This window comes from Actinomycetota bacterium, assembly GCA_040754375.1.
GTDB lineage: Bacteria > Actinomycetota > Acidimicrobiia > Acidimicrobiales > AC-14 > JBFMCT01.
This window is the reverse complement of the sequence record JBFMCT010000039.1, coordinates 1-19,569: the sequence shown is the minus strand read 5'-3', so window position 1 is coordinate 19,569 and position 19,569 is coordinate 1. Positions and strand designations below refer to the sequence as shown.

The following is a 19,569-nucleotide window of genomic DNA, read 5'->3' as shown; positions in this document are numbered from 1 at the left end:
CCGCGGGCATAGCGTCGAGGCTGCGCGAAGGGAGGCCGACCTGCGTCTGTCCGTGGCCATGTGCACCTACCAGGGCGAGAGGTTCCTCGAGCGCCAGTTGGCTTCCATCGCGGCCCAGAGCCGGCTGCCCGACGAGCTGGTCGTCCGCGACGACGGATCGACCGACGCCACCGTGCGCCTGCTCGAGGAGTTCGCGGCCCAGGCCCCTTTCCCGGTGGAGGTAGGGGTGAACCCCTCCCGGCGAGGCCCGTGCCTCAACTTCGAGGGGGCTATGGCCGCCTGCTCGGGCGACGCCGTGGCCCTGTGCGACCAGGACGACGAGTGGGCGCCGGCCCGCCTGGCCCGGCTGGAGGAGGAGTTGGAGGGGCCGCGCCGGCCCGGTCTGGTGTTCTCCGACGCGACGGTGATCGACAGCTCCTCCCGGCCCGTGGGCCTCACCGCCTGGGAGTCGGTGGGCTTCGGCGCCCCCGACGTGGCGCGGGTGAACGGCGGGCACGCCTTCGAGGTGCTCTCGGAGCGCCAGCGGGCCCACGGCGGCACGGTCACGGGGGCCACACTGGCCTTTCGCTCGGAGCTGCGCGACCTGGTGCTCCCGCTGCCGCCGTGGATGGCCGAGCCCCGCCCCGCCCTGCTCCACGACGCCTGGACGGCCCTGCTGGCGGCGGCCGTGGGGCCGGTCACGGCCGTCGAGGACCGGCTCGTCGGCTACCGCCGCCACGACGAACAGGCGGCCGGGCTCCCGGCCAGCCCCCGCACGCTGGCACCGCTGCCCGCGCTGGTGCTGGGCCGGGCCAAGCTGTCGTCGGTCGTCGACCGCCAGTCCCGCCAGCTCCAGTGGTCGTCGGCCGTGCTCGACCGCCTGCGGGCCGCGGGCGGGCCGGCGGCGGGGGCGGCAGTGGCCGATCTCGAGCAGCGGGTGGAGCACCTCCGGGCCCGGCTGGGGCTGCCCAGCGGGCGGCTGCGGCGCGTGCCGGCGGTAGTCAGGGAGATGGCCACCGGGCGCTACCGGGCCTACTCCAGCGGGATCCGCAGCGTGGCCCGCGACCTGGCCCGATGAAGGCCCACTACCGTGGGGCCGTGGGAGGGCCGGCATGCTGGAGCTGACCGAATGGGCGCGCTCGGCCTCGCTCCCCGACCGGCCCTGGCTGGTCGTGGGCAAAGGCCCCACCTTCGACCGGCGGGGCGAGTTCGACCTGACCGGGTTCAACACCATGGGCCTGAACCACGTGGTCGACCGGATGGCGGTGGACGTGGCCCACGCCATCGACGTCGAGGTGGTCGGGTCGTGCGGCGACCGCCTGGCCGCCAACTGCCGGTGGCTGCTGATGCCCCGGCGGCCCAACGTCGACCACCAGCGCGATCCCCGCCTGCTGGAGGACCACTTCGCCGACTACCCGGTGCTGCGCGAGCTCGACGAGCAGGGCCGGCTCGTCTGGTACAACCTGCTGGGCAGCAAGCCCGAAGGCAGCTCCCCGGTCATCGGGGTGCGTTACTTCAGCGGCGAGGCGGCCATCGGCATCCTCGCCCGGATCGGGGCCCGCAAGATCCGGTCCCTGGGCCTAGACGGGGGGCGGGCCTACGCCGGTTCGTTCGGCGACCTGGCGGGCCGCACCCTGCTGGCCAACGGCTATGAGGCCTTCGACATCCAGTTCCGCCAGATCCAGCTCATCGTGGACGAGCACGGCATCGACTACGGGCCGCTGGTCGAGCCGCTGCGGGTGTTCATCGGCACCGAGCCCAGCCACGTGGTCGCCCACCGGGTGCTGGAGTACTCGATCCGCAAGTCGGCGTCGGTGCCCGTCGAGATCGTCCCCATGCTGGGCCTGAAGACCCCCATGCCCAAGGACGCGGCCAACCGCCCGGCCACCGAGTTCTCCTTCTGCCGGTTCCTGATACCCAGCCTGTGCAACTACCGGGGCCGGGCCGTCTACGTCGACGCCGACATGCTCGTGTTCGGCGACGTCGCCGAGCTGGCCGAGGTGCCCTTCGGCGGGGCCAAGGTGCTGTGCACGAACCAGGCCGAGCCCCCGGCCGCCTGGGCCGGCAACCCCGCCTTCCACCCCGGCCGCCACACGGCCGTCATGGTGCTCGACTGCGAGCGGCTGGACTGGGACGTGGAGGAGATCGTGGCCGGCCTCGACGCCGGCCAATACACGTACTCCCAGCTCATGAGCGAGCTGTGCATCCTCGGGCCCGGCGAGATCTCCGACACCCTCCCGGTCGAGTGGAACCACCTCGAACGCTACGAGCCGGGCGTGACCCGCCTGCTCCACTACACCGTCGCCCCCACCCAGCCGTGGCGCAACGACGAGAACCCGCTGGCCGACATCTGGATGACCTGGTACCGCGAGGCCGTCGAGGCCGGGGCCGTGCCCCCCGAGGAGGTCGAGGCCCTCATCGCCGCCGGCCACGTCAAGCGCTCGCTGGCGGCCGCCCTGGCCCTGGCCCCCAACCGGCGTTCGGTGCTGACGGGTGCTTCCCTCGACCTGGCCACCGCCCGCCTACGCATCGCCAAGCTGGAGGCCGAACTGGCGGCGTTGCGCTCGAGCTGGCCCGTGCGGCTGGGGCGCACGGTCTCCCGGCCCCTGCGCCGGGCCCGCACCGTCGCCCGCCGGGGCCTGGCCACCGCCCGGGGAAGGTGACCACCGGGACGGGCCGGGGCCGGGGCCGCGCCGTGACCGGGACGGGCGGGGGCCGGGGCCGCGCCGTGACCGGGACGGGCCGGGGCCAGGGCCGCGCCGTGACCGGACCGGGCCGGGGCCGGGCCGTGACCGGGCCGGGGAGGCGGGCGCCGTGAGCGGGCCGGTCACGATCGTCATCCCGGCGCGGGCCGCCAGCTCCCGGTTCCCCCGCAAGCCGCTGGCCCTGGTGGCCGGCCGTCCCCTGCTGGCCTACGCCCTGTCCACGGCCTCGTCCACCACGTGCGGGGCGAGGGTGCTGGTGGCCACCGACGACCCCGAGATCGCGGCGGTGGCCGGCGGCCTGGGGGCCGAGGTGGTCATGACGGCGCCCGCGCTGGCGTCGGGCAGCGACCGGGTGTGGGCCGCCCTCGGCCGTGCCCACCCGCCTGTCGAGCCGGGCGGCATCGTCGTGAACCTCCAGTGCGACGAGCCCCTGCTGCCCGGCTGGGTGCTCGACCGCCTCGTGGACCGGCTCTCGGGAGACCGGGCGGCCGACGTGGCCACCCCCGTGGTGGCCGTCCTGCGGGCGCGGGCCGCCCCCGACGACGTGGTCACGGTGGCCCGCGACGACGACGGCACGGCTCGTTACTTCTCCCGCTCGGTGGTCCCGTGGGGCGCGCCCACCGTGTGGCAGCACCTCGGGGTGTACGCCTACCGCCACGAGGCCCTGGGCCGCTACGTGGCCGCCGCCCCCACCACCTTAGAGACGACCGAGCGGCTCGAACAGCTCCGCGCCCTGTCCCTGGGGCTCACTATCGCGGCCGTCGAGGTCGACGTCTCGGTCCACGCCGTCGACCGCCCCGAGGACGTGGCCGCCGTCGAGTCGCTGCTGGCCGCCGGCCGCCCTTGAGGATCGTCGTGTGCACCGGGCTGTTCCCTCCCGACATTGGGGGCCCGGCCACCCACGCCGCCGACCTGACGGCCGAGCTGCGGGCCCGGGGCCACGGCGTGACCGTGCTGACGCTGGGCCGGGGGGACGAGGGAGCCGAGCCGGGCGTCGTGCGCCACCGCCGGTCCACCCCCTGGCCGGTGCGGGCCGTGGCCGGCATCTGGTGGCTGGTCCGCCACCGGCGGAGCTACGACCTCGTGTACGCCACCGGCCAGCACCTGGTGGCCGTGCCCGGCGCCCGCCTGGCCGGCCGCCCCGTCGTCCTCAAGATCGTGGGCGACGTGGCCTGGGAACGGGGTCGCGAGCGGGGCCTGGTCGACTGCTCGTTCGAGGACTTCCAGGCCCTTCGCATGCTGCCGGCCCGCCTGCGGGCCGTGCGCTGGTCGCGCAACTGGTGCGCCCGCCGGGCCAGCGCGGTGGTCACCCCAGGCCACGCCCTGGCCCGCTGGGCCCAGACCTGGGCCCCGGGCCAGGACGTGACCGTCGTGCCCAACGGGGTGGCCCACCCCCACCCCCACCCCCACCCCCCGCAAACCTGCGCGGGAATCGTGGGCGAAACGCCCACGATTCCCGCGCAGGTTTCCCGAGGTGGGGGCCCGGCGCTGGTGTTCGCCGGCCGGCTGGTGCCCCACAAACGGGTCGACGTTCTGCTGGAGGCGGTGGCCGAGGTGGACGGCGCGAGGCTCACGGTCATCGGGGACGGGCCCCAACGGCGGGCCCTGGAGGACCGGGCCGCGGCCCTCGGGCTCGGGGACCGGGTGAGCTTCGCGGGCGAGGTGGGCCATGACCAGGTGCTGGAGGCGCTGGCTGCGGCTCACGCCCTCGTCCTCCCCAGCAGTTACGAGGGGCTCTCCCACGTCACGATCGAGTCGCTGGTCGTCGGCACCCCGGTGGTGGTCGCGGGCGCCCCCGGCCATCTGGAAGTCGTGGTCGACGGCCACAACGGCCTGGTCGTCGAGCCCATGACGGCGAGCGCGCTGGCCGCCGCCCTCGTCCGGCTCCGTGACGAGCCCGGCCTGCAAGAGGCCCTGGCCGAAGGGGCGCGGACCAGCGGGCGCCAGTGGGACTTCGGGCGGTGCGCCGACGCCCTCGTCGAGCTGTTCGAGCGGGCCGCGACCGGCCGCCCCCGGGTGGTGTTCTTCGGCAAGAGCCGTGTCCCCGAGCCCGTCCCGGCCCGCACCGAGGCCAAGTTCGCCCTCCACGCCCGCCTCCTCGACCAGGTGGTCGTGGGCACCGGGCCGGCCGGGCGTCGCCCCATAGCAGGCGTCGAGGTCGTGTGCTTCCCGGCCCTGCGGCCCGCGGCCCTGGGCTCGGCCGCCTTCTACACGGCCGGCGCAGTGGTGGCCGTGGCCCGGGCCGCCCGCCGGCGGCCGTCGGCCGTCGTGTGCCAGAGCCCCTTCGAGGCGGTGGGCGTCATGGCCGTCCGGGCGCTGGTCCCGCGGCGGTGGCGCCCGCTCGTGCAGGTCGAGGTCCACAGCGACTGGCGGGTCGCCACCCGCCTCTACGGCAGCCGGGCCCGGCGGCTGGCGGGGCCGGTGGCCGACCGGGCCTGCCGGTGGGCGCTGGTAAGGGCCGACCAGGTGCGGGCCGTCAGCTTGTGGACCGAGCAACTGGCCCGCGACGCCGGGTACCGCGGCCCGGTCGTGCGCTACCTGGCCCACGGCGACTACGCCGACCTGGTGGCCACGCCCGCCGCTGCCCTGCCGGCCTCACCCCGGGCCCTGTTCCTGGGCGCCCTGGAAAGCCCCAAGGCCCTCGACGTGTTGCTCGACGCCTGGGCCGAGGCCCGCGCCGACCTGCCCACCAGCGCCCGCCTGGCCATCGCCGGGGGTGGGCGCCTGAGGGGATGGCTCGACCACCGGGTGGCCCGCGACGACGTGGCCGGGACCGTGGAGGTGCTGGGCCCCGTGCCCCCGTCCGAGATCGGGGCCCTGCTCGACCAGTCGACGTGCCTGGTGCTGCCGTCACGTTCGGAGGCCATGGGCCGGGTACTGGTCGAGGCCATGTGCCGGGGGCGGGCGGTGGTGGCCACGGCCGTGGGCGGGGTCCCCGAGACGGTCCGCGACCGGGGGACGGGCCTGCTCGTCCCCCCCGAGCGCCCCGACGCCCTGGCTGCCGCCCTCGTCGAGGTGCTCACCGACGCCGGGCTGGCCGCCGGCCTGGGCCAGGCAGGGCGGGCGTGGGCCGAGGCCGAGGCCCCGGCCGACCGCTACGCGGCCGGCATCGCCGACCTAGCCCGCTGGGTGGCGGGCGGGGGCCAGGTAGACCTGGAGCAGGAGCCGGCCCGGTGACGTCGGTCATCTTCGCCACCCAGGTCGTGGACCCCGACGACCCCGTGCTCGGCTTCGTCGTGAACCAGGTGAGAGCGCTGGTGGCCCGGGGCGCCCGGGTGGCGGTCGTGGCCAACGAGGTCCGGCGGGTGCCCACCGACCTGGGGGCCGATGTCCACTCGTTGGGCAAGGAACTGGGCCGCAGCCGGGCACTGCGGACGCTGGAGTACGAGCGGGTCGTCACCACCTTGGCCCGGCGGATGCGCCCCGCCACCCTGCTGGCCCACATGGTGCCCGTCTACCTGGTCCTGGGGGCACCGGCGCTGCGGGCCACGGGCGGGCGCACGATGCTGTGGTACGCCCATCCCAGGGACTCGCCCAAGCTGGCCCTGGCCGAGGCCCTGTCCGACGTCGTGCTCACGACGGTGGCCGGCACCTATCCCCGCTCGACCGACCGCCTCCGGGTGATCGGCCAGGCCATCGACACCGAGAGGTTCTCCTACGCCCCGCCTCCCGAGGGGGCCCAGTGCCGGCTGCTGGCCCTGGGGCGGCCGGCGCCCGTGAAGGGCTACGGGACCATCCTGGAAGGCTTCGCCCTGGCCCGCCAGGCCGGTGTCGACGCCACCCTCGACATCGCCGCCCCGGTGACCACGGCCGCCGAGACGCGCCACGCGTCGGAGCTGGCCGCCCTCTGCCGCCGGCTCGGCCTCGACGGGGACGAGGTCTTCAAGCCGGGCGTCCCCCAAGCCGAGGTGCCGGCCCGCATCCACGCGGCCACCGCCCTCGTCAATGCCACCGCCTCGGGGTCGGGGGACAAGGTGATCTTCGAGGCCATGGCGTGCGGGCGCCCGGTGGTGGCCTCCAACACGGCGCTGGCCGACCTGGTCCGAGGTGGTGGCCTCGACCTCCTCTACCGGGCGGGCGACCCCTCCGCGCTGGCCGAGCGGGTGGCCGAGGTCGCCGCCCTGGCGGCCCGCGATCGCGCCCGCCTGGCGGCCGTCGGGACGGCCCTGAGGCAGCAGATCGTGGAGAACCATTCCATCGGCCACTGGGCCGAGGCCGTGATGGACCTGGCTGCCGAGATCGCAGCCCGCCCTCCGGCCGCCGCCCTGGCCCGCCGGCTCCGAGCCGGCCGGGCAGGCTGAGGGGCCGACCGAGGGGGTGGGGCGACGACTGGTAGCGTCCGGGTGCGGGGCGCGGCGTGCCGGCTGGGACGACCCGCCTCCGAACCGCCTTCGATGAACACCTGCGCGACCATCCGGGGGCGGTCCCCCCATCCCCGCCCCCCTCACGGCCAAGCCCACCGCCGGACCTGGACGGCGGCCCTGGTGTCGGTCCTGGCCATCACGCTGGCGGCCTGTACCGACGGCGAGTTCCGGCCCGACGGCACCGTCCCCGATGGCACCGCGCCCGGACAGGTCGAGACCGGCCAAGGGGGGCCGCTCCCCGATGTCCAGCACCGGGTCATGCTGTGGACAGGCGGCACCGAGTGCGCCAACTTCACCGAGGCGGAGCTCGACCGCTGGGCGGCCAACGGCGTGGGCGGCTTCGTCTGCCGGCTCCAGACCCTGAGCGGCATGACGGCGGCCAACGACCTCGACCGCCAGTACGAATGGACGGGCGACCCGCGGGCCGACCTGAGCGCCGAGCCTTACCGCCTGCAGCGCCAGTTGGCCGCGTCCCCTCTGGTCAAGCGGCTCAAGAGCGGCGAGATGAAGGCGTACCTGACCTTCTACACGCTCAACCGCAACAACCCGCGTACGGTGCTGGCCGAGTGGTTCGACGACGCCGGGTGGTCCGACCTCGTGCTCCCCAAGGTGCGCGACATCTCGGGAGCGGCCCGCCTGCTGGGGTTCGCGGGGGTCGGCTTCGACGAGGAGCTCTACCCCGGCGGGGGCACATGGAACTGGAACTACCAGGGCAACAACCGGCCCGAGGCCCAGGTCCGTGCCCAGGTCACCCGCCGGGGCCAGCAGTTCATGGAGACCATCCTGGCCGCCTTCCCCGAGGTCGAGCTGTTCTCCTACGGGGCCAAGTTCCCCGAGACGTGGGACGCCATCGTCCAGAGCGAGTACCGAGGCCCGCCCTTCGACAACCGGGTGCAGAGCGACTGGTGGAAGGGCATCAGCAGCGTCCAGGGCTACAAGGCCATCCGGTTCACAGGCGAGCTGTTCTTCAAGAGGCCGTTCCCTTCGACCGACTGGGACATCGCGCTGCGCAACGCCCAGAACCAGTTGCACGCCTACCTGTCGCGCACGTGGACCAACTGGACCTACGCCAGTGCCCGCGTCTTCCAGGCCCCGGCCGCGTGGCTCGACAACACCACCGGGCAGCCCCCCAGCACCCCCGAGGCGGCGGCCACCCAGCTCGATCGGTTCCGGGTGTGGACCTCGGGGGGCGAGATCTACATTTACTCCTACGGTGCCGTCTCCGACTTCGACTTCCGCCCCTACCTGGCGGCCATCAAGGCCGCCTCGCAGCCGCCCCCGCCGGCCGCCGGTCCTCCCCGGCTGAGCGTGTCGACGCCCGCCGCCCCGGCCTCGGCGACGACGGTCGCGCTGGAGGGGACGGCCGCCTCCCCGCTGGCCATCAGGTCGGTGGTCGTGCGTGACGAGGGGGGCCGGCGCACGGCCGCCCCCATGGTGTGGGACGAACCGCTGACCCTGTCGTGGTCGGTGGCCGGGTTCCCGGTGTCGGCCGGGGCCAACACGCTGACGGTCACCGTCGAGGACATCGCCGGGCAGACGACCGAAGAGGTGGTCGTCGTGACCGTCGGGCCCGGTTGAGCTCGACCAGGGCCTCGACCAGGGCCCGGGCCGGGGCCGGGGCGCGGCTGGGCCGTTCCCTGCGGCACCGGGCCGAGGCCCTGACGGGCCCGGCCGGGCGGGCGGCGGTCGTCGTAGGGGCGTCCTTGATCGTGGCCTACGGCCTGACCCGGCCCGCGGGCACGCCCGTCAACCGCCTGGGCCTCGCCCTGGTGGCGGGCTCGTGCGCCCTGCTGGCCCCGCCGTGGCTGCTGGTGGCGGCCGTCGCCCTGAGCATGCGCTCGCTGAACCTGGCCCCCGTGGCCGGCCCGGTCACGGTGGCCGACGTGCTCATCGGCGTGTACATCGCTCGCCGGGCCTGGGTGCTGCTGTCCGAGCGCCGCCTCCGCTTCGGGGGACCGGTCACCTGGCTGCTGCTGTTCCTGGGGTGGGCCTGGCTGTGCACGGTCTTCAGCGGAGTCGGCACCACCCCCCTGCAACGGCTCACGCTCTACGGGGCGCTGTGCGCCGTCCTGGCCGCCGACCGCGCCCTGGACAAGCGGGCCCTTTACGGGTTCTTCTGCGCGTTCGCGGTCATAGAGGTCGCCTGGAGCATCCCCAGCCAGGGATCGAGCAGGCTCATCGGGCTCCACATCGGCGACCCCCATCAGTTGTCCCTGCTGGCCATGGCCGGGCTGGCCCCCCTGGTGGCCGGCGCCCTCCGGCCCCGGGGCTGGCGGGTGCTGGTCGTGCTCCTGGTCATGGGCGTGCTCCTGGCCCGCTCGCGCGGCCCGATCGTAGCCATGGGAGCCATGCTGGCCCTCCCCCTGCTCGGCGCCCTCACCCGGCGCAAGGTGGCGACGCTCATGGCCCTGCTGGTCGTGGGCGGGGCGGCGCTCTACGGCCCGGCCACCCAGGCTTTCGACCTCAACCCCGCCAGCCGGGAGTTCCGGGAGGTGTCCATCGAACGAGGCTTGCGGGCCGGGTTGTCCTCCCCCCTGTTCGGCAAGGGATGGAGCGCCAACCTGCCGACCGACCCCGAGGAGGCGGCCGCCCGGCGGGCCCAGAACCGGGCGTTCGCCTCCGACGTGCAGCCCTACAACCTCCTGGTCAGCACGTTCGCCTTCACGGGGGTGCCAGGGGTGCTGCTGCTGGGCGCGTTCCTGGCGTCGAGCATGCACACCATGATCGGTAGGGACCGCACGGGAGTGCTGTTCGCCACCGCCTTCCTGACTCTCTCGGTCGCGGAGATGACCTTGTACGCCCAGTCCCTGGGCACCGTCCTGTTCTTCATCTACGTCGGCCTGGGCCTGCGCGCCCCCACTGAACTGGACGAAGACCACCCCACCGTGGGACCGACCACCGGACGGCGTGCTCTACGATGACGGCCGTGGTTCGTCGCGTCCTAGTCACCGGTGGGTCCGGGTTCATCGGCTCCCACCTGGTGGAGGCGCTGCTGGCCCGGGGCGACGAGGTGATCGTGCTCGACAACCTGTCCACCGGGTCCCTCGACAACCTGGCGGCCGTCGTCGACCACCCCCGCCTGCGGTTCGTGCAGGGCTCGGTGCTCGACGAGCTGATCGTCGACGAGCTGACGCACGAGTGCGACTCGGTCTTCCACCTGGCGGCCGCCGTGGGCGTGCGCCTCATCGTCGAGCAGCCCCTGCGCTCGTTCACGACCAACATCCGGGGGTCGGAGATCGTGCTGGCCGCGGCCCACAAGTACCGGCGGCGCATCGTGCTTACCAGCACGTCGGAGATCTACGGGAAGAACTCGACGGTGCCCCTGCGCGAGGACGCCGACCGGGTGCTGGGCTCGCCGGCCGTGGCCCGGTGGGCCTACAGCACGGCCAAAGCGGTCGACGAGATCCTGGCCTACGTGTACCACCGCGAGCGGGGCCTGCCCACCACCGTCATCCGCCTGTTCAACACCGTGGGCCCCCGCCAGAGCCCGGCCTACGGCATGGTCATCCCCAGGCTCGTTCGCCAGGCGGCCAACGGCCAAGCGCTCACCGTCTTCGGTGACGGCTCCCAGAGCCGGTGCTTCTGCCATGTGTCCGACGTGGTCGCCGGCATGCTCGGCCTGTTCGACGACCCCCGGTCCGTGGGCGAGGTCTTCAACCTCGGCTCCCAGGAGGAGGTCACCATCCTCGAGCTGGCCCAGCGGGTGGCGGCGCGGGCGGAAAAGGCCGGGTGGGCCGGGCGGAGCGGGAACGACCCTGTGCCCATCGAGCTCATCGCCTACCGGGATGCTTATCCCGTGGGGTTCGAGGACATGCGCCGGCGGGTGCCCGACACGACCAAGTTGCGTGAGCTGATCGGCTGGCGGACGACCAGGGACCTCGACCAGATACTCGACGAGGCGTACGCCGAGGCGCTCGCCGAACCCGCCGCGGGGCCCATGCCCGTCAGGTGAGCTGAATGCCGACCTGGGCCCTGGCCTTCGGTGCCGCCCTCGTCGTGGCCCTCGTCGCGGTCGGCCGGTGCCGCCGGCTGGCCCTCGAGATCGGCTTCGTCGACGTACCCAGCGCCCGCAAGAGCCATGCCGCGCCCGTCCCCTACCTAGGAGGCGTGGGCCTGATCGCCGGTGCCCTGGTGGGCATGGCCTTCGAGTTCCCCCTGGCGTCCAAAGTCGGGCTGATCGCCCTGGCCGCCACCCTGCTGGCCGCCATGGGCCTGGTGGACGACGACCGGACGCTCTCGCCCCGGGTACGGTTCGCCGTGCAGGTGGCCGCTGCCCTTCTGGCCACGGGTGCCGGGCTGCGCATCAGCGCCACGGCCATGCCGGCCGCCGACTTCGCCATCACGGTGCTGTGGATCGTAGGCATCACCAACGCCATCAACCTGCTCGACAACATGGACGCGCTGGCCGCGGGGATCACCGCCCTGGCGGCCACGGCCGTCTTTGCCTTGGCGGTGGGGGCCGGCCAGCCCGTGGTGGCCACCTTCGCGGCGTCCACGGCAGGGGCGTGCCTCGGCTTCCTGGCCTTCAACCGCCCGCCCGCATCGGTGTTCATGGGCGACACCGGCAGCCTGTTCCTGGGCTTCATGCTGGCCGTGATCACCATCGACGTGGATACCGCCCTGCAGGTGCCCCGGGGGTTCCTCGTGCCCCTCATGATCCTGGCTATACCTGTCCTCGACACCTCGATGGTGACCCTGGCCCGGTTGCGCCGGGGCCGATCGGTGATGGAGGGCGGGCGCGACCACCTGTCCCACCGGCTGGTGGCCCGCGGGAGCTCGCCCCGACGGGCCGTGGCCACACTCCTGGCCGCCGAGGCCATGCTGGCCACCGTGGCCGTCCTGGCCGGGCGCGACGTGGTGCCCCTGGGCACGGCCGCGGCCGTGGCCGTGGTCGTGTTGGCGGCCATCACGGCCCGCACGGCCCGGGCCCGGGTCTACTCCGAGCCTGTCGTCGGCCTGCCCCGCAGGTTGCGCCGGGCCTTGCTGGTGGTGGCCGTCGCCCTGCCCCTGCTGGCCGCCCCCGCGCTGGTCGCCCTGGCCCGGGCGGCGGCCCCCGCCCGCTCGGGGGCCCAGGCCGCGGTGGCCGCCCTCGACGCCCTGGAACGAGGCGACGCCGAGACGACGGCCGCCCTCTTCGAGTCGGCCCAGTCGTCGCTGGCCGTCGCCCGGGCCCGGCTCAGCGGCCCGCTGGTATCGCTCGGGTCGGTGGTCCCCGTGGTCTCGTCCAACCTGCGGGCGGCCCGCACGCTGTCTTCCATCGGCGAGGACCTGGCCCGTGAAGGCCAGCTCTTGGCCTCCACGTACACGGCCAGCGCCGTGCGGGTGAGCGGCGGGGCCGTCCCCGTCGAGGAGATCCGCGCCCTCTCCCCCCTCCTGGACCGCACCCGGGCGCTGGTCACCCGGTCTCGGGAACGCCTGCGGGGCCTCGACCGGGGGCTGGTGGCCCCGCCCCTGCTCGAAGCCGTGACCGACGCCCAGCGGGTGCTCGAACGCCAGGAGCAGCGCTCGGAGGCCATCGTGGAGATGGCCCGGCTGATGCCCGGCCTGCTGGGGGCCGACGGGCCTCGCCGCTACTTCCTGGCGTTCCAGAACAACGCCGAGCTGCGGGGCTCGGGTGGGTTCATGGGGAACTGGGGCGTGCTGGTGGCCGACGACGGCCGGCTGCGGCTCGAGCGGTTCGGCCGGTTGGACGAGCTCAACGAGGCCCGCGAGGGCTCGCTCAGGCTGGAGGGGATGAACGAGTTCCTCCAGCGCTGGCGTCAGTTCGACGTCCCCCGAACCTGGCAGCAGGTCAACGTGTCCCCCGACTTCCCGACCACGGCCCGGGCCATCTCCCAGCTCTACCCCCAGTCGGGCGGGAGCCCGGTCGACGGGGTGATCGCCGTCGACCCCTTCGCCCTGGCCCGCCTGCTGGAGCTGACCGGACCGGTATCGGTGCCCTCATGGGACACGCAGATCACCCCTGACAACCTGGTCGACGTCACGCTGCGCCAGGCCTACGAGGAGCTGCCCCAGCACCTGAGGGTCGAGTTCCTGGGCGAGGTGGCCAACCAGGTGGCGACCGCCCTCACCACGTCCGACATCGGTTCTCCGGCCAAGGTCGGGTCCGCCCTGGGCAAGGCGGTCGCCGACCAGCACGTCAAGTTGTGGATGGCCGACCCCGCGGAGCAGGCCCTGGTCGAGCTCATGGGGGCCGACGGCGCCCTCAGCCCGGTGGCCGGCGACTCGCTCATGGTCGTGACCCAGAACATGGCGGCCAACAAGATCGACTACTACCTCCAGCGCTCGGTGCACTACGAGGTCCGCCTGCAGCCCCACGCGGGCCGGTCCGACGTCGAGATAGACGCCGACCTCACGGTCACCTTGGAGAACGGCGCCCCGCCCAGCGGCCTGCCCTCCATCGTCATCGGGCCTTATGACAGCCGCTTCGAGGCCGGGGAGAACCGCGCCCACGTCTCGGCGTACACCCCCCTGAGGGTGAGCACGGCCACGGTCAACGGCGAACCGGCCCCGGCCACGACCGACCCCGACCTCGGGCGTTCGGCCCACTCGCTGACCGTCTCGGTACCGGCCGGCCAGGCCGTGTCGGTCGCCATGGGCCTGACCGGCTCGGGCCAGCTCAGCCCCGACGGCTGGTACCGCCTCGACCTTCTGCGCCAGCCGGCGGTAAACCCCGACCGGGTGTCGGGGCGGGTCACGCTGCCCGAAGGATGGCGGGTGGCCGCCGTCCGGGGCGCCCAGCGGACCGGGTCGAGGACCGTCACCTTCGAGCAGGACCAGCGGGGGGGCTCCACCGTCTGGGTCAGGGTGGAGCGGTCGGGCGCGGCCCGGTTGCTCGACCAGCTGGCCCGAGTTGGGTGATACTGGAGTTCGCGGGACTACTGCCGTCGAGGCGGCATACGACGCGGCTGGAGCTGATTGACAGGTGCTGGAACGGAACCGACTGGTGCAGGGCGTGCTGGGCGCAGGCCTGTTCGTCGTCCTCGCGGCCCCGGCCGGGGCGCAGGCCGTCTGCACCCCGGGCCCGTGCACGGCGCCCGGAGCCGTCCCCACGGTGACCGCCCCCTTGGTGGTCGAGGCTCCTGAGAGCTCGGCCATCCCGGGAGCCGGCGACGTCCTGTCCCGGCCAGCCCGATCATCGGCTTCGGTGGTCCCGGCCGCGGCCGCCGGTGTTGGCGCCACCGCCCTGTTCGTGACGTTGTCCACGATCGCCCGCCGCCGCCGGGCTGTGGGGTCTCCGCCCGCGCCGCCCGCCCCGGCCTCCCCACCGGTCCGCGGGCCGGGGCGCGTCCCTAGCCACCGCGGAGTCCTCGTGAAGGACAGCCGTTGGGACATCGCGGCCGTCGAGCGGGCCGCCGCCGGCCGGGACCACCGCCCCTAGAGGGCTGGTGCTTCGCGGTCGGCGCTGCGCGGAGGCGGCCGACCTGGCTCTGACCAGCGGCTCGGCACATCGGCCTCACCGCCGACTGGGCGATCGGCCGCCGAGGAGGGATTAGGCACCAGCCCCCCTGGTGGGGCCGGCCACCGGGTCTGTGGCCGCCTGGCGTGACGGGGTGCCCGCCAGAGGCCGGTCGGCCTCCGAGGGGCGGTCAGGGCCGGGTCAGGGCCGGAAGCCCCGGGGGAAACGGATGTCGGGCACGGCGATCGACGAGGTCGTGGCCCCCGGCCCGATGGTGGTCAGGGTCGGACCGGACGTCGTCGACGTCGTGGGGGCGACCGTGGTGGTGGGCGCGGCCGTGGTCGGGGGGGCGCTCGTCGTAGTCGCCGGGGCGGTCGTGGTGGTGGCCGGGACGGTCGTCGCGGGCGTGGTCGCCGGTGCCGTCCCTGGGTTGGTCGCCGGTGCGGTCGCCGGTGCGGTCGCCGGTGTCGTCGCCGATGTCATACCGGAGGGACTGGCGTCGGGCCCACCCGGCGCGGTGGTGGGTACCGGTGAGCCCGCGGTGCTGGTCGTGGTGAGCCGGCTGGTGGAGGTGGTCGGGGCCAGCGGGGGCGCCGTCGAGGTGCGGCTCGGCCATCCCACGACGGCGACGGCGATGACCGCCCCGCAGATGACCACCACCGCGGCCCTGGCCCAGCGGGCCGGGTCTCGTAGGGCATCGGGCCCGGGCAAGCGGGCCAGCCACATCTCCCACCGGCTCATCAGTCGCCCGGCCCGTCCCCGACGACGGCCTCGATGGCGTCCCACGGCAGGCGCCCCGGGCGCACGAGCCGGGGCCGAGGCCCGGTGAGGTCAACGACCGTGGAGGGCTCTCCCTCGCACCGGCCCCCGTCGAGCACCAGCGGCACATGGCCCCCCACGGCCTCGACCACCTCGGCGGCCGTGACCGCCGGCGGCTGGCCGTGGCGGTTGGCACTGGTGGTGGCCAGCGGGCCGGCCTCGGCGCACAGCGCCCGGACCAGGACGTGGTCGGGCAACCGCAGCCCGATCGTCCCCCCCTCGTCGCCCAGGTCGGCGGCCACCCCCGGGCGGCGGGACACGACGACGGTCAGCGGGCCCGGCCAGAACCTCGCGACCAGGCGCTCGGTGACGGCCGAGAAGGGCCCACCCACTTCGTCAGCCTGCTCCACGCTGGCCACCAGCACGGGCAGGGGCACGCCCCGGGGCCGGCCCTTGGCCGCGAACACTCGGGCCGCGGCCCCCGGTCGGAAGGGGTCGCAGGCCAGCCCGTAGACCGTGTCGGTAGGCAACGCCACCAGCCCGCCGCCAGCCAGCACCCTCGCGGCTTCAGCCACAACGTCCGAGAAGGCCAGGGCATCTGCGGGATCGACGGTCCGCACCACCGGGCGATGGCCGGAGGACTGGGAGGGTGCGGCGACCGCCCCCGCGGCGGACGGGCCGTCAGGGCGACGGGTCATGGGGGACCGAGCCTACCCACCAGGGTGCGGGCCAGACCGGCCATGTCAGGCCGGACGGCCACGTCCTCGAAGCCCCCGGCCCGGGCCAGGGCGACCGCCGGTCCCTGCTGGTGGGGGGCGATCTCCACCACCAGGGCCGCCGGGCGGGCCAGCCACGTAGGCGCTCCGGCCACCAGGGCCGAAAGGGCCTCCATGCCGGTAGCGCCCGAGTACAGGGCCTCGTGGGGCTCCCAGCCGGCCACCTCGGCCGGCAGCCGCTCCCCCGTGCCGACGTAAGGGGGGTTGGAGACCACGAGGTCGAACCGCCCACGGAGCTCGCCGGGCAGCGCCCCGAACCAGTCACCGTGGGCCAGCGAGACCCGGGGGGCGGCCCGGCTGCCCAGACCGGCCAGGTTGGCCCGGGCCAGGTCGAGGGCGTCCGCGGACACGTCGGTGGCCCACACCCGGGCCGAAGGCACCTCCAGGGCGACCGACAGGGCGATGGCCCCCGTCCCCGTGCCCAGGTCGGCCACCAGCGGGGGCCGGTCGAGCCCCAGCCGCCGCAGTTCGCCTAGGGCGACCTCGACCACCGTCTCGGTCTCGGGCCTGGGGATCAGGGCCCGGCGGTCCACCAGGAGGTCGAGGCGGCGGAACCCCCACCGGCCCACGACGTACTGCAACGGCTCGCCCGCGGCCCGGCGCTCGACCATGGCCCGGGCGAAGGGCAGGGCCCGGTCGGGCACCGCTCTCTCCAGGTTGAGGACGAGGTCGGAGCCCTCCCAGCCGGAGGCCCGTTCGACGATGCGGCGAGCCTCGGTGCGGGAGCCCAGGCGGGCCTCGGCCTCGGCCCACAGCCCCCGCCAGGTCGTGGTCGTCACCTCACCCGGACAGCTGGCGGGCCCGTTCGTCGCCCACCAGGGCGTCGACCAGCTCGTCGAGCTCGCCCATCAGCACCTTGTCGAGCTTGTAGAGGGTGAGCCCGATCCGGTGGTCGCTGACCCGGTTCTCCTTGTAGTTGTACGTCCGGATCTTCTCGGAACGACCGCCGCCCCCGATCTGGCCCCTCCGGGCCTCGGACAGCTCGGCCGCCTGGCGGTCCTGCTCGTACTTGAGCAGGCGGGCCCTCAGCACCTGGAGGGCCTTGGCCCGGTTCTGGATCTGGCTCTTCTCGTCCTGCATGGCCACCACCATGCCCGTGGGCAGGTGGGTGATGCGCACGGCCGAGTCGGTGGTGTTCACCGACTGGCCGCCCGGGCCGGTCGAGCGGTACACGTCGATCTTGAGGTCGGACTCGTCGATGTGGACGTCGACCTCCTCGGCCTCGGGCAGCACGCTCACGGTGGCCGCGCTGGTGTGGACCCGGCCCTGGGACTCGGTTATCGGCACCCTCTGGACCCGGTGGGGGCCGGCCTCGTGCTTCATGCGGGACCACACGCCGTCGCCCTTGAGCAGGAACGTGACCCCGTTGAACCCGCCCATGTCGGAGGGATCGGCGCCCAGCACCTCCAGCTTCCAGCCCTGGCGGTCGGCATAGCGGCTGTACATCTCGAACAGGTCCTTGGCGAACAGGTTGGCCTCTTCGCCCCCCTCGGCCCCGCGGATCTCGATGATCACGTTCTTGCCGTCGTTGGGGTCCTTGGGCAGCAGAAGCACCCGCAGCTCGGCTGTGAGGGCCTCGAGGGACGCCTCGGACGCGTCGATCTGCTCCTTGAGGAAGGCCCGGTCCTCCCCCGTGGAGTCGGCCAGCATCTCCCGGGCGGCCGCCAGGTCTTCGACGGCCTCCTGGTAGCGCCGGTGAGCCGACACGATCGGTTCGAGCTCCTTGAGCCGGCGCGACATCTCGACCAGGGCCTTCTGGTCCGAGAGCACCTCGGGCGTGGACAGCCGCTCCAGCACCCCGTCGTACTCCCGAGCCAGATGGTCGAGGCGCTCGATCATGGCCGTGGCCGGGACAGCCCGGGGCAGGCCACGGGGGGTGGCCCGAGGGCGCTGGTGTCGTTCGCGTCCGGCGCTACGCGCCGAGGCGGCCGACCTGTCTCTGACCAGCACACTTGCCCCGCAGCCGAGCCGCGAACGGGGCGGTCGGCCGCCTGAGGAGGCTCTAGACACCAGCCTCCGAGACCGCGGGAGCGAGCCATGCTCGCCGTGCTACTGCTTGGCCTTGCGGGCGCCGTAACGGCGCTCGAAGCGCTCGACCCGTCCACCGGTGTCGACCAGCTTCTGCTTGCCCGTGAAGAACGGGTGGCACTCGTTGCACAGCTCGACTCGCAGCTCGGCCTTGGTCGAGCCTGTGCTGAACGTGTTGCCGCAGGAGCAGCGCACGGTCGAGCCGCCGTAAGGGGGATGGATGTCGGCTCTCATGGTTGACCCTTCGTATGGCACATGACTTTGGGAACGATCATAGGGGTGTGACCGCCGGTCAGATCGACGGGGTCGGGGCTTTGGCGATCTCGGCCAGGAACTCGTCGTTGGAACGGGTGGTGCGGATCTTGTCCATCAGAAGCTCGAGGCCGGCCCCCGGTTCGAGGGCGTTGAGGACCCGGCGCAGCTTCCAAACCTGGTTGAGCTCGCCCCGCTCGAACAGGAGCTGCTCCTGGCGGGTGGAGCTGGCGTTGACGTCGAGGGCCGGGTAGATGCGGCGCTCGGCCAGCTTGCGGTCGAGCTTGAGCTCCATGTTGCCCGTGCCCTTGAACTCCTCGAAGATCACCTCGTCCATCTTCGAGCCCGTCTCCACCAGCGCAGTGGCCAGGATCGTCAGCGATCCCCCTTCTTCGATGTTGCGGGCCGCCCCGAAGAAGCGCTTGGGGGGGTAGAGGGCACCCGTGTCGATGCCGCCGGACATGATGCGCCCCGTGGCGGGGGCGGCCAGGTTGTAGGCCCGGGCCAGGCGGGTGATGCCGTCGAGCACGATCACCACGTCCTGGCCCAGCTCGACGAGCCGCTTGGCCCGCTCCAGGGCCAGCTCGGCCACCTGGGTGTGCTCGTCGGAGGGGCGGTCGAACGTCGAGGAGACCACGTCGCCCCTGACCGAGCGGCGGAAGTCGGTGACCTCCTCGGGCCGCTCGTCGACGAGCAGCACGATCAGCTTCACCTCGGGGTTGTTGGCCTCGATGGAGTGGGCGATCTGCTTGAGCACGGTCGTCTTGCCCGCCTTGGGCGGGGACACGATCAGCCCTCGCTGGCCCTTGCCGATGGGCGAGACGAGGTCGACGATGCGGGCGATCATGTTGTTGGAGTCGCCCGGCACCTCCAGGCGGAGCTTGGAGTCGGGGAACAGCGGGGTCAGGTCCTCGAAGCGGGGCCGGGCGCGGGCCTCGTCGGGGGTCATGCCGTTCACCGTGTCGATGCGCAGCAGGGCCGGGTACTTCTCGTTGCTGCCCGCCGGCCGGCTGGCGCCGTGGACGTAGTCGCCCTTGCGCAGTGCGAACCGGCGCACCTGGCTGAGCGACACGTAGGCGTCGCGCGGGCCGGCCAGGAACCCGCCCGTGCGCAGGAACCCGTAACCCTCGTCCCTGAGGTCGAGCAGGCCCTCGGCGGGGACGAGCTCACCCTGGTAGTTCTGGGGGTCGATACCCCGGTCCTGCTGGAGGTCCCGCTCGCCCCGGTCGCGGCCCCGGCGGCGGCGGCTGCGCCGGTTGCCGGGCTCGCCCTGGTTGTCGGCCCCTCGCCCACCCCGGTCCTGGTCG

At 73.9% G+C, this 19,569-nt stretch carries 17 protein-coding genes; 12 read left to right on the top strand and 5 right to left on the bottom strand.

The features are described 5' to 3' along the window. Positions 1-52: 52 nt before the first annotated feature. The 12 genes from AB1673_14120 (at position 53) to AB1673_14065 (ending at position 15,276) form a co-directional block, all read left to right on the top strand. The gene (locus AB1673_14120; GenBank protein ID MEW6155101.1) at positions 53-1,057 is read left to right on the top strand and encodes a glycosyltransferase; all 1,005 of its coding nucleotides are present in this window, start codon (positions 53-55) and stop codon (positions 1,055-1,057) included. A 34-nt stretch (positions 1,058-1,091) separates the two neighbouring features. Continuing rightward, complete coding sequence (locus AB1673_14115) at positions 1,092-2,642, top strand: hypothetical protein (GenBank protein MEW6155100.1); 1,551 nt, start codon at positions 1,092-1,094, stop codon at positions 2,640-2,642. Then, a complete protein-coding gene (locus tag AB1673_14110) occupies positions 2,639-2,797 on the top strand; it encodes a hypothetical protein (GenBank protein MEW6155099.1) in 159 nt (52 codons plus the stop codon). The genes AB1673_14115 and AB1673_14110 overlap by 4 nt, the downstream gene beginning before the upstream one ends. Further along, a complete protein-coding gene (kdsB, locus tag AB1673_14105) occupies positions 2,794-3,531 on the top strand; it encodes a 3-deoxy-manno-octulosonate cytidylyltransferase (GenBank protein ID MEW6155098.1) in 738 nt (245 codons plus the stop codon). The genes AB1673_14110 and kdsB overlap by 4 nt, the downstream gene beginning before the upstream one ends. Then, positions 3,528-5,861: a glycosyltransferase family 4 protein gene (locus tag AB1673_14100; GenBank protein ID MEW6155097.1), complete on the top strand. Its 2,334-nt coding sequence runs from the start codon at positions 3,528-3,530 to the stop codon at positions 5,859-5,861. The genes kdsB and AB1673_14100 overlap by 4 nt, the downstream gene beginning before the upstream one ends. After that, a complete protein-coding gene (locus AB1673_14095; GenBank protein MEW6155096.1) occupies positions 5,858-6,985 on the top strand; it encodes a glycosyltransferase family 4 protein in 1,128 nt (375 codons plus the stop codon). Before AB1673_14100 ends, AB1673_14095 begins: the two co-directional genes overlap by 4 nt. A gap of 93 nt (positions 6,986-7,078) precedes the next feature. Beyond that, positions 7,079-8,626: a hypothetical protein gene (locus tag AB1673_14090; protein MEW6155095.1), complete on the top strand. Its 1,548-nt coding sequence runs from the start codon at positions 7,079-7,081 to the stop codon at positions 8,624-8,626. Then, positions 8,623-9,969 (top strand): O-antigen ligase family protein, encoded by a 1,347-nt coding sequence (locus AB1673_14085; GenBank protein MEW6155094.1) that lies wholly within the window; start codon positions 8,623-8,625, stop codon positions 9,967-9,969. The genes AB1673_14090 and AB1673_14085 overlap by 4 nt, the downstream gene beginning before the upstream one ends. A 5-nt stretch (positions 9,970-9,974) precedes the next feature. Further along, positions 9,975-11,000, top strand: a complete 1,026-nt coding sequence (locus AB1673_14080) for a GDP-mannose 4,6-dehydratase (GenBank protein ID MEW6155093.1) — start codon at positions 9,975-9,977, stop codon at positions 10,998-11,000. 5 nt (positions 11,001-11,005) lie between these two features. Then, positions 11,006-13,909 carry a DUF4012 domain-containing protein gene (locus AB1673_14075; GenBank protein MEW6155092.1) on the top strand — a complete coding sequence of 968 codons (2,904 nt, stop codon included), beginning with the start codon at positions 11,006-11,008 and terminating at the stop codon, positions 13,907-13,909. 64 nt (positions 13,910-13,973) lie between these two features. Continuing rightward, complete coding sequence (locus tag AB1673_14070; protein ID MEW6155091.1) at positions 13,974-14,429, top strand: hypothetical protein; 456 nt, start codon at positions 13,974-13,976, stop codon at positions 14,427-14,429. A 247-nt stretch (positions 14,430-14,676) separates the two neighbouring features. Then, positions 14,677-15,276 carry a hypothetical protein gene (locus AB1673_14065; protein MEW6155090.1) on the top strand — a complete coding sequence of 200 codons (600 nt, stop codon included), beginning with the start codon at positions 14,677-14,679 and terminating at the stop codon, positions 15,274-15,276. Here AB1673_14065 and AB1673_14060 read toward each other — a convergent pair. The 5 genes from AB1673_14060 to rho form a co-directional block, all read right to left on the bottom strand. Continuing rightward, the gene (locus tag AB1673_14060) at positions 15,188-15,904 is read right to left on the bottom strand and encodes an L-threonylcarbamoyladenylate synthase (protein ID MEW6155089.1); all 717 of its coding nucleotides are present in this window, start codon (positions 15,902-15,904) and stop codon (positions 15,188-15,190) included. The genes AB1673_14065 and AB1673_14060 overlap by 89 nt on opposite strands. Continuing rightward, complete coding sequence (gene prmC / locus AB1673_14055; protein ID MEW6155088.1) at positions 15,901-16,761, bottom strand: peptide chain release factor N(5)-glutamine methyltransferase; 861 nt, start codon at positions 16,759-16,761, stop codon at positions 15,901-15,903. The genes AB1673_14060 and prmC overlap by 4 nt, the downstream gene beginning before the upstream one ends. A 1-nt stretch (position 16,762) precedes the next feature. Further along, a complete protein-coding gene (gene prfA / locus AB1673_14050; GenBank protein MEW6155087.1) occupies positions 16,763-17,821 on the bottom strand; it encodes a peptide chain release factor 1 in 1,059 nt (352 codons plus the stop codon). 210 nt (positions 17,822-18,031) lie between these two features. Further along, entirely contained in the window at positions 18,032-18,244 is a 213-nt protein-coding gene (gene rpmE, locus AB1673_14045; GenBank protein ID MEW6155086.1) for a 50S ribosomal protein L31, read from the bottom strand. 58 nt (positions 18,245-18,302) lie between these two features. Further along, a partial coding sequence (gene rho, locus AB1673_14040) for a transcription termination factor Rho (GenBank protein ID MEW6155085.1) occupies positions 18,303-19,569 on the bottom strand: 1,267 nt, incomplete at its 5' end.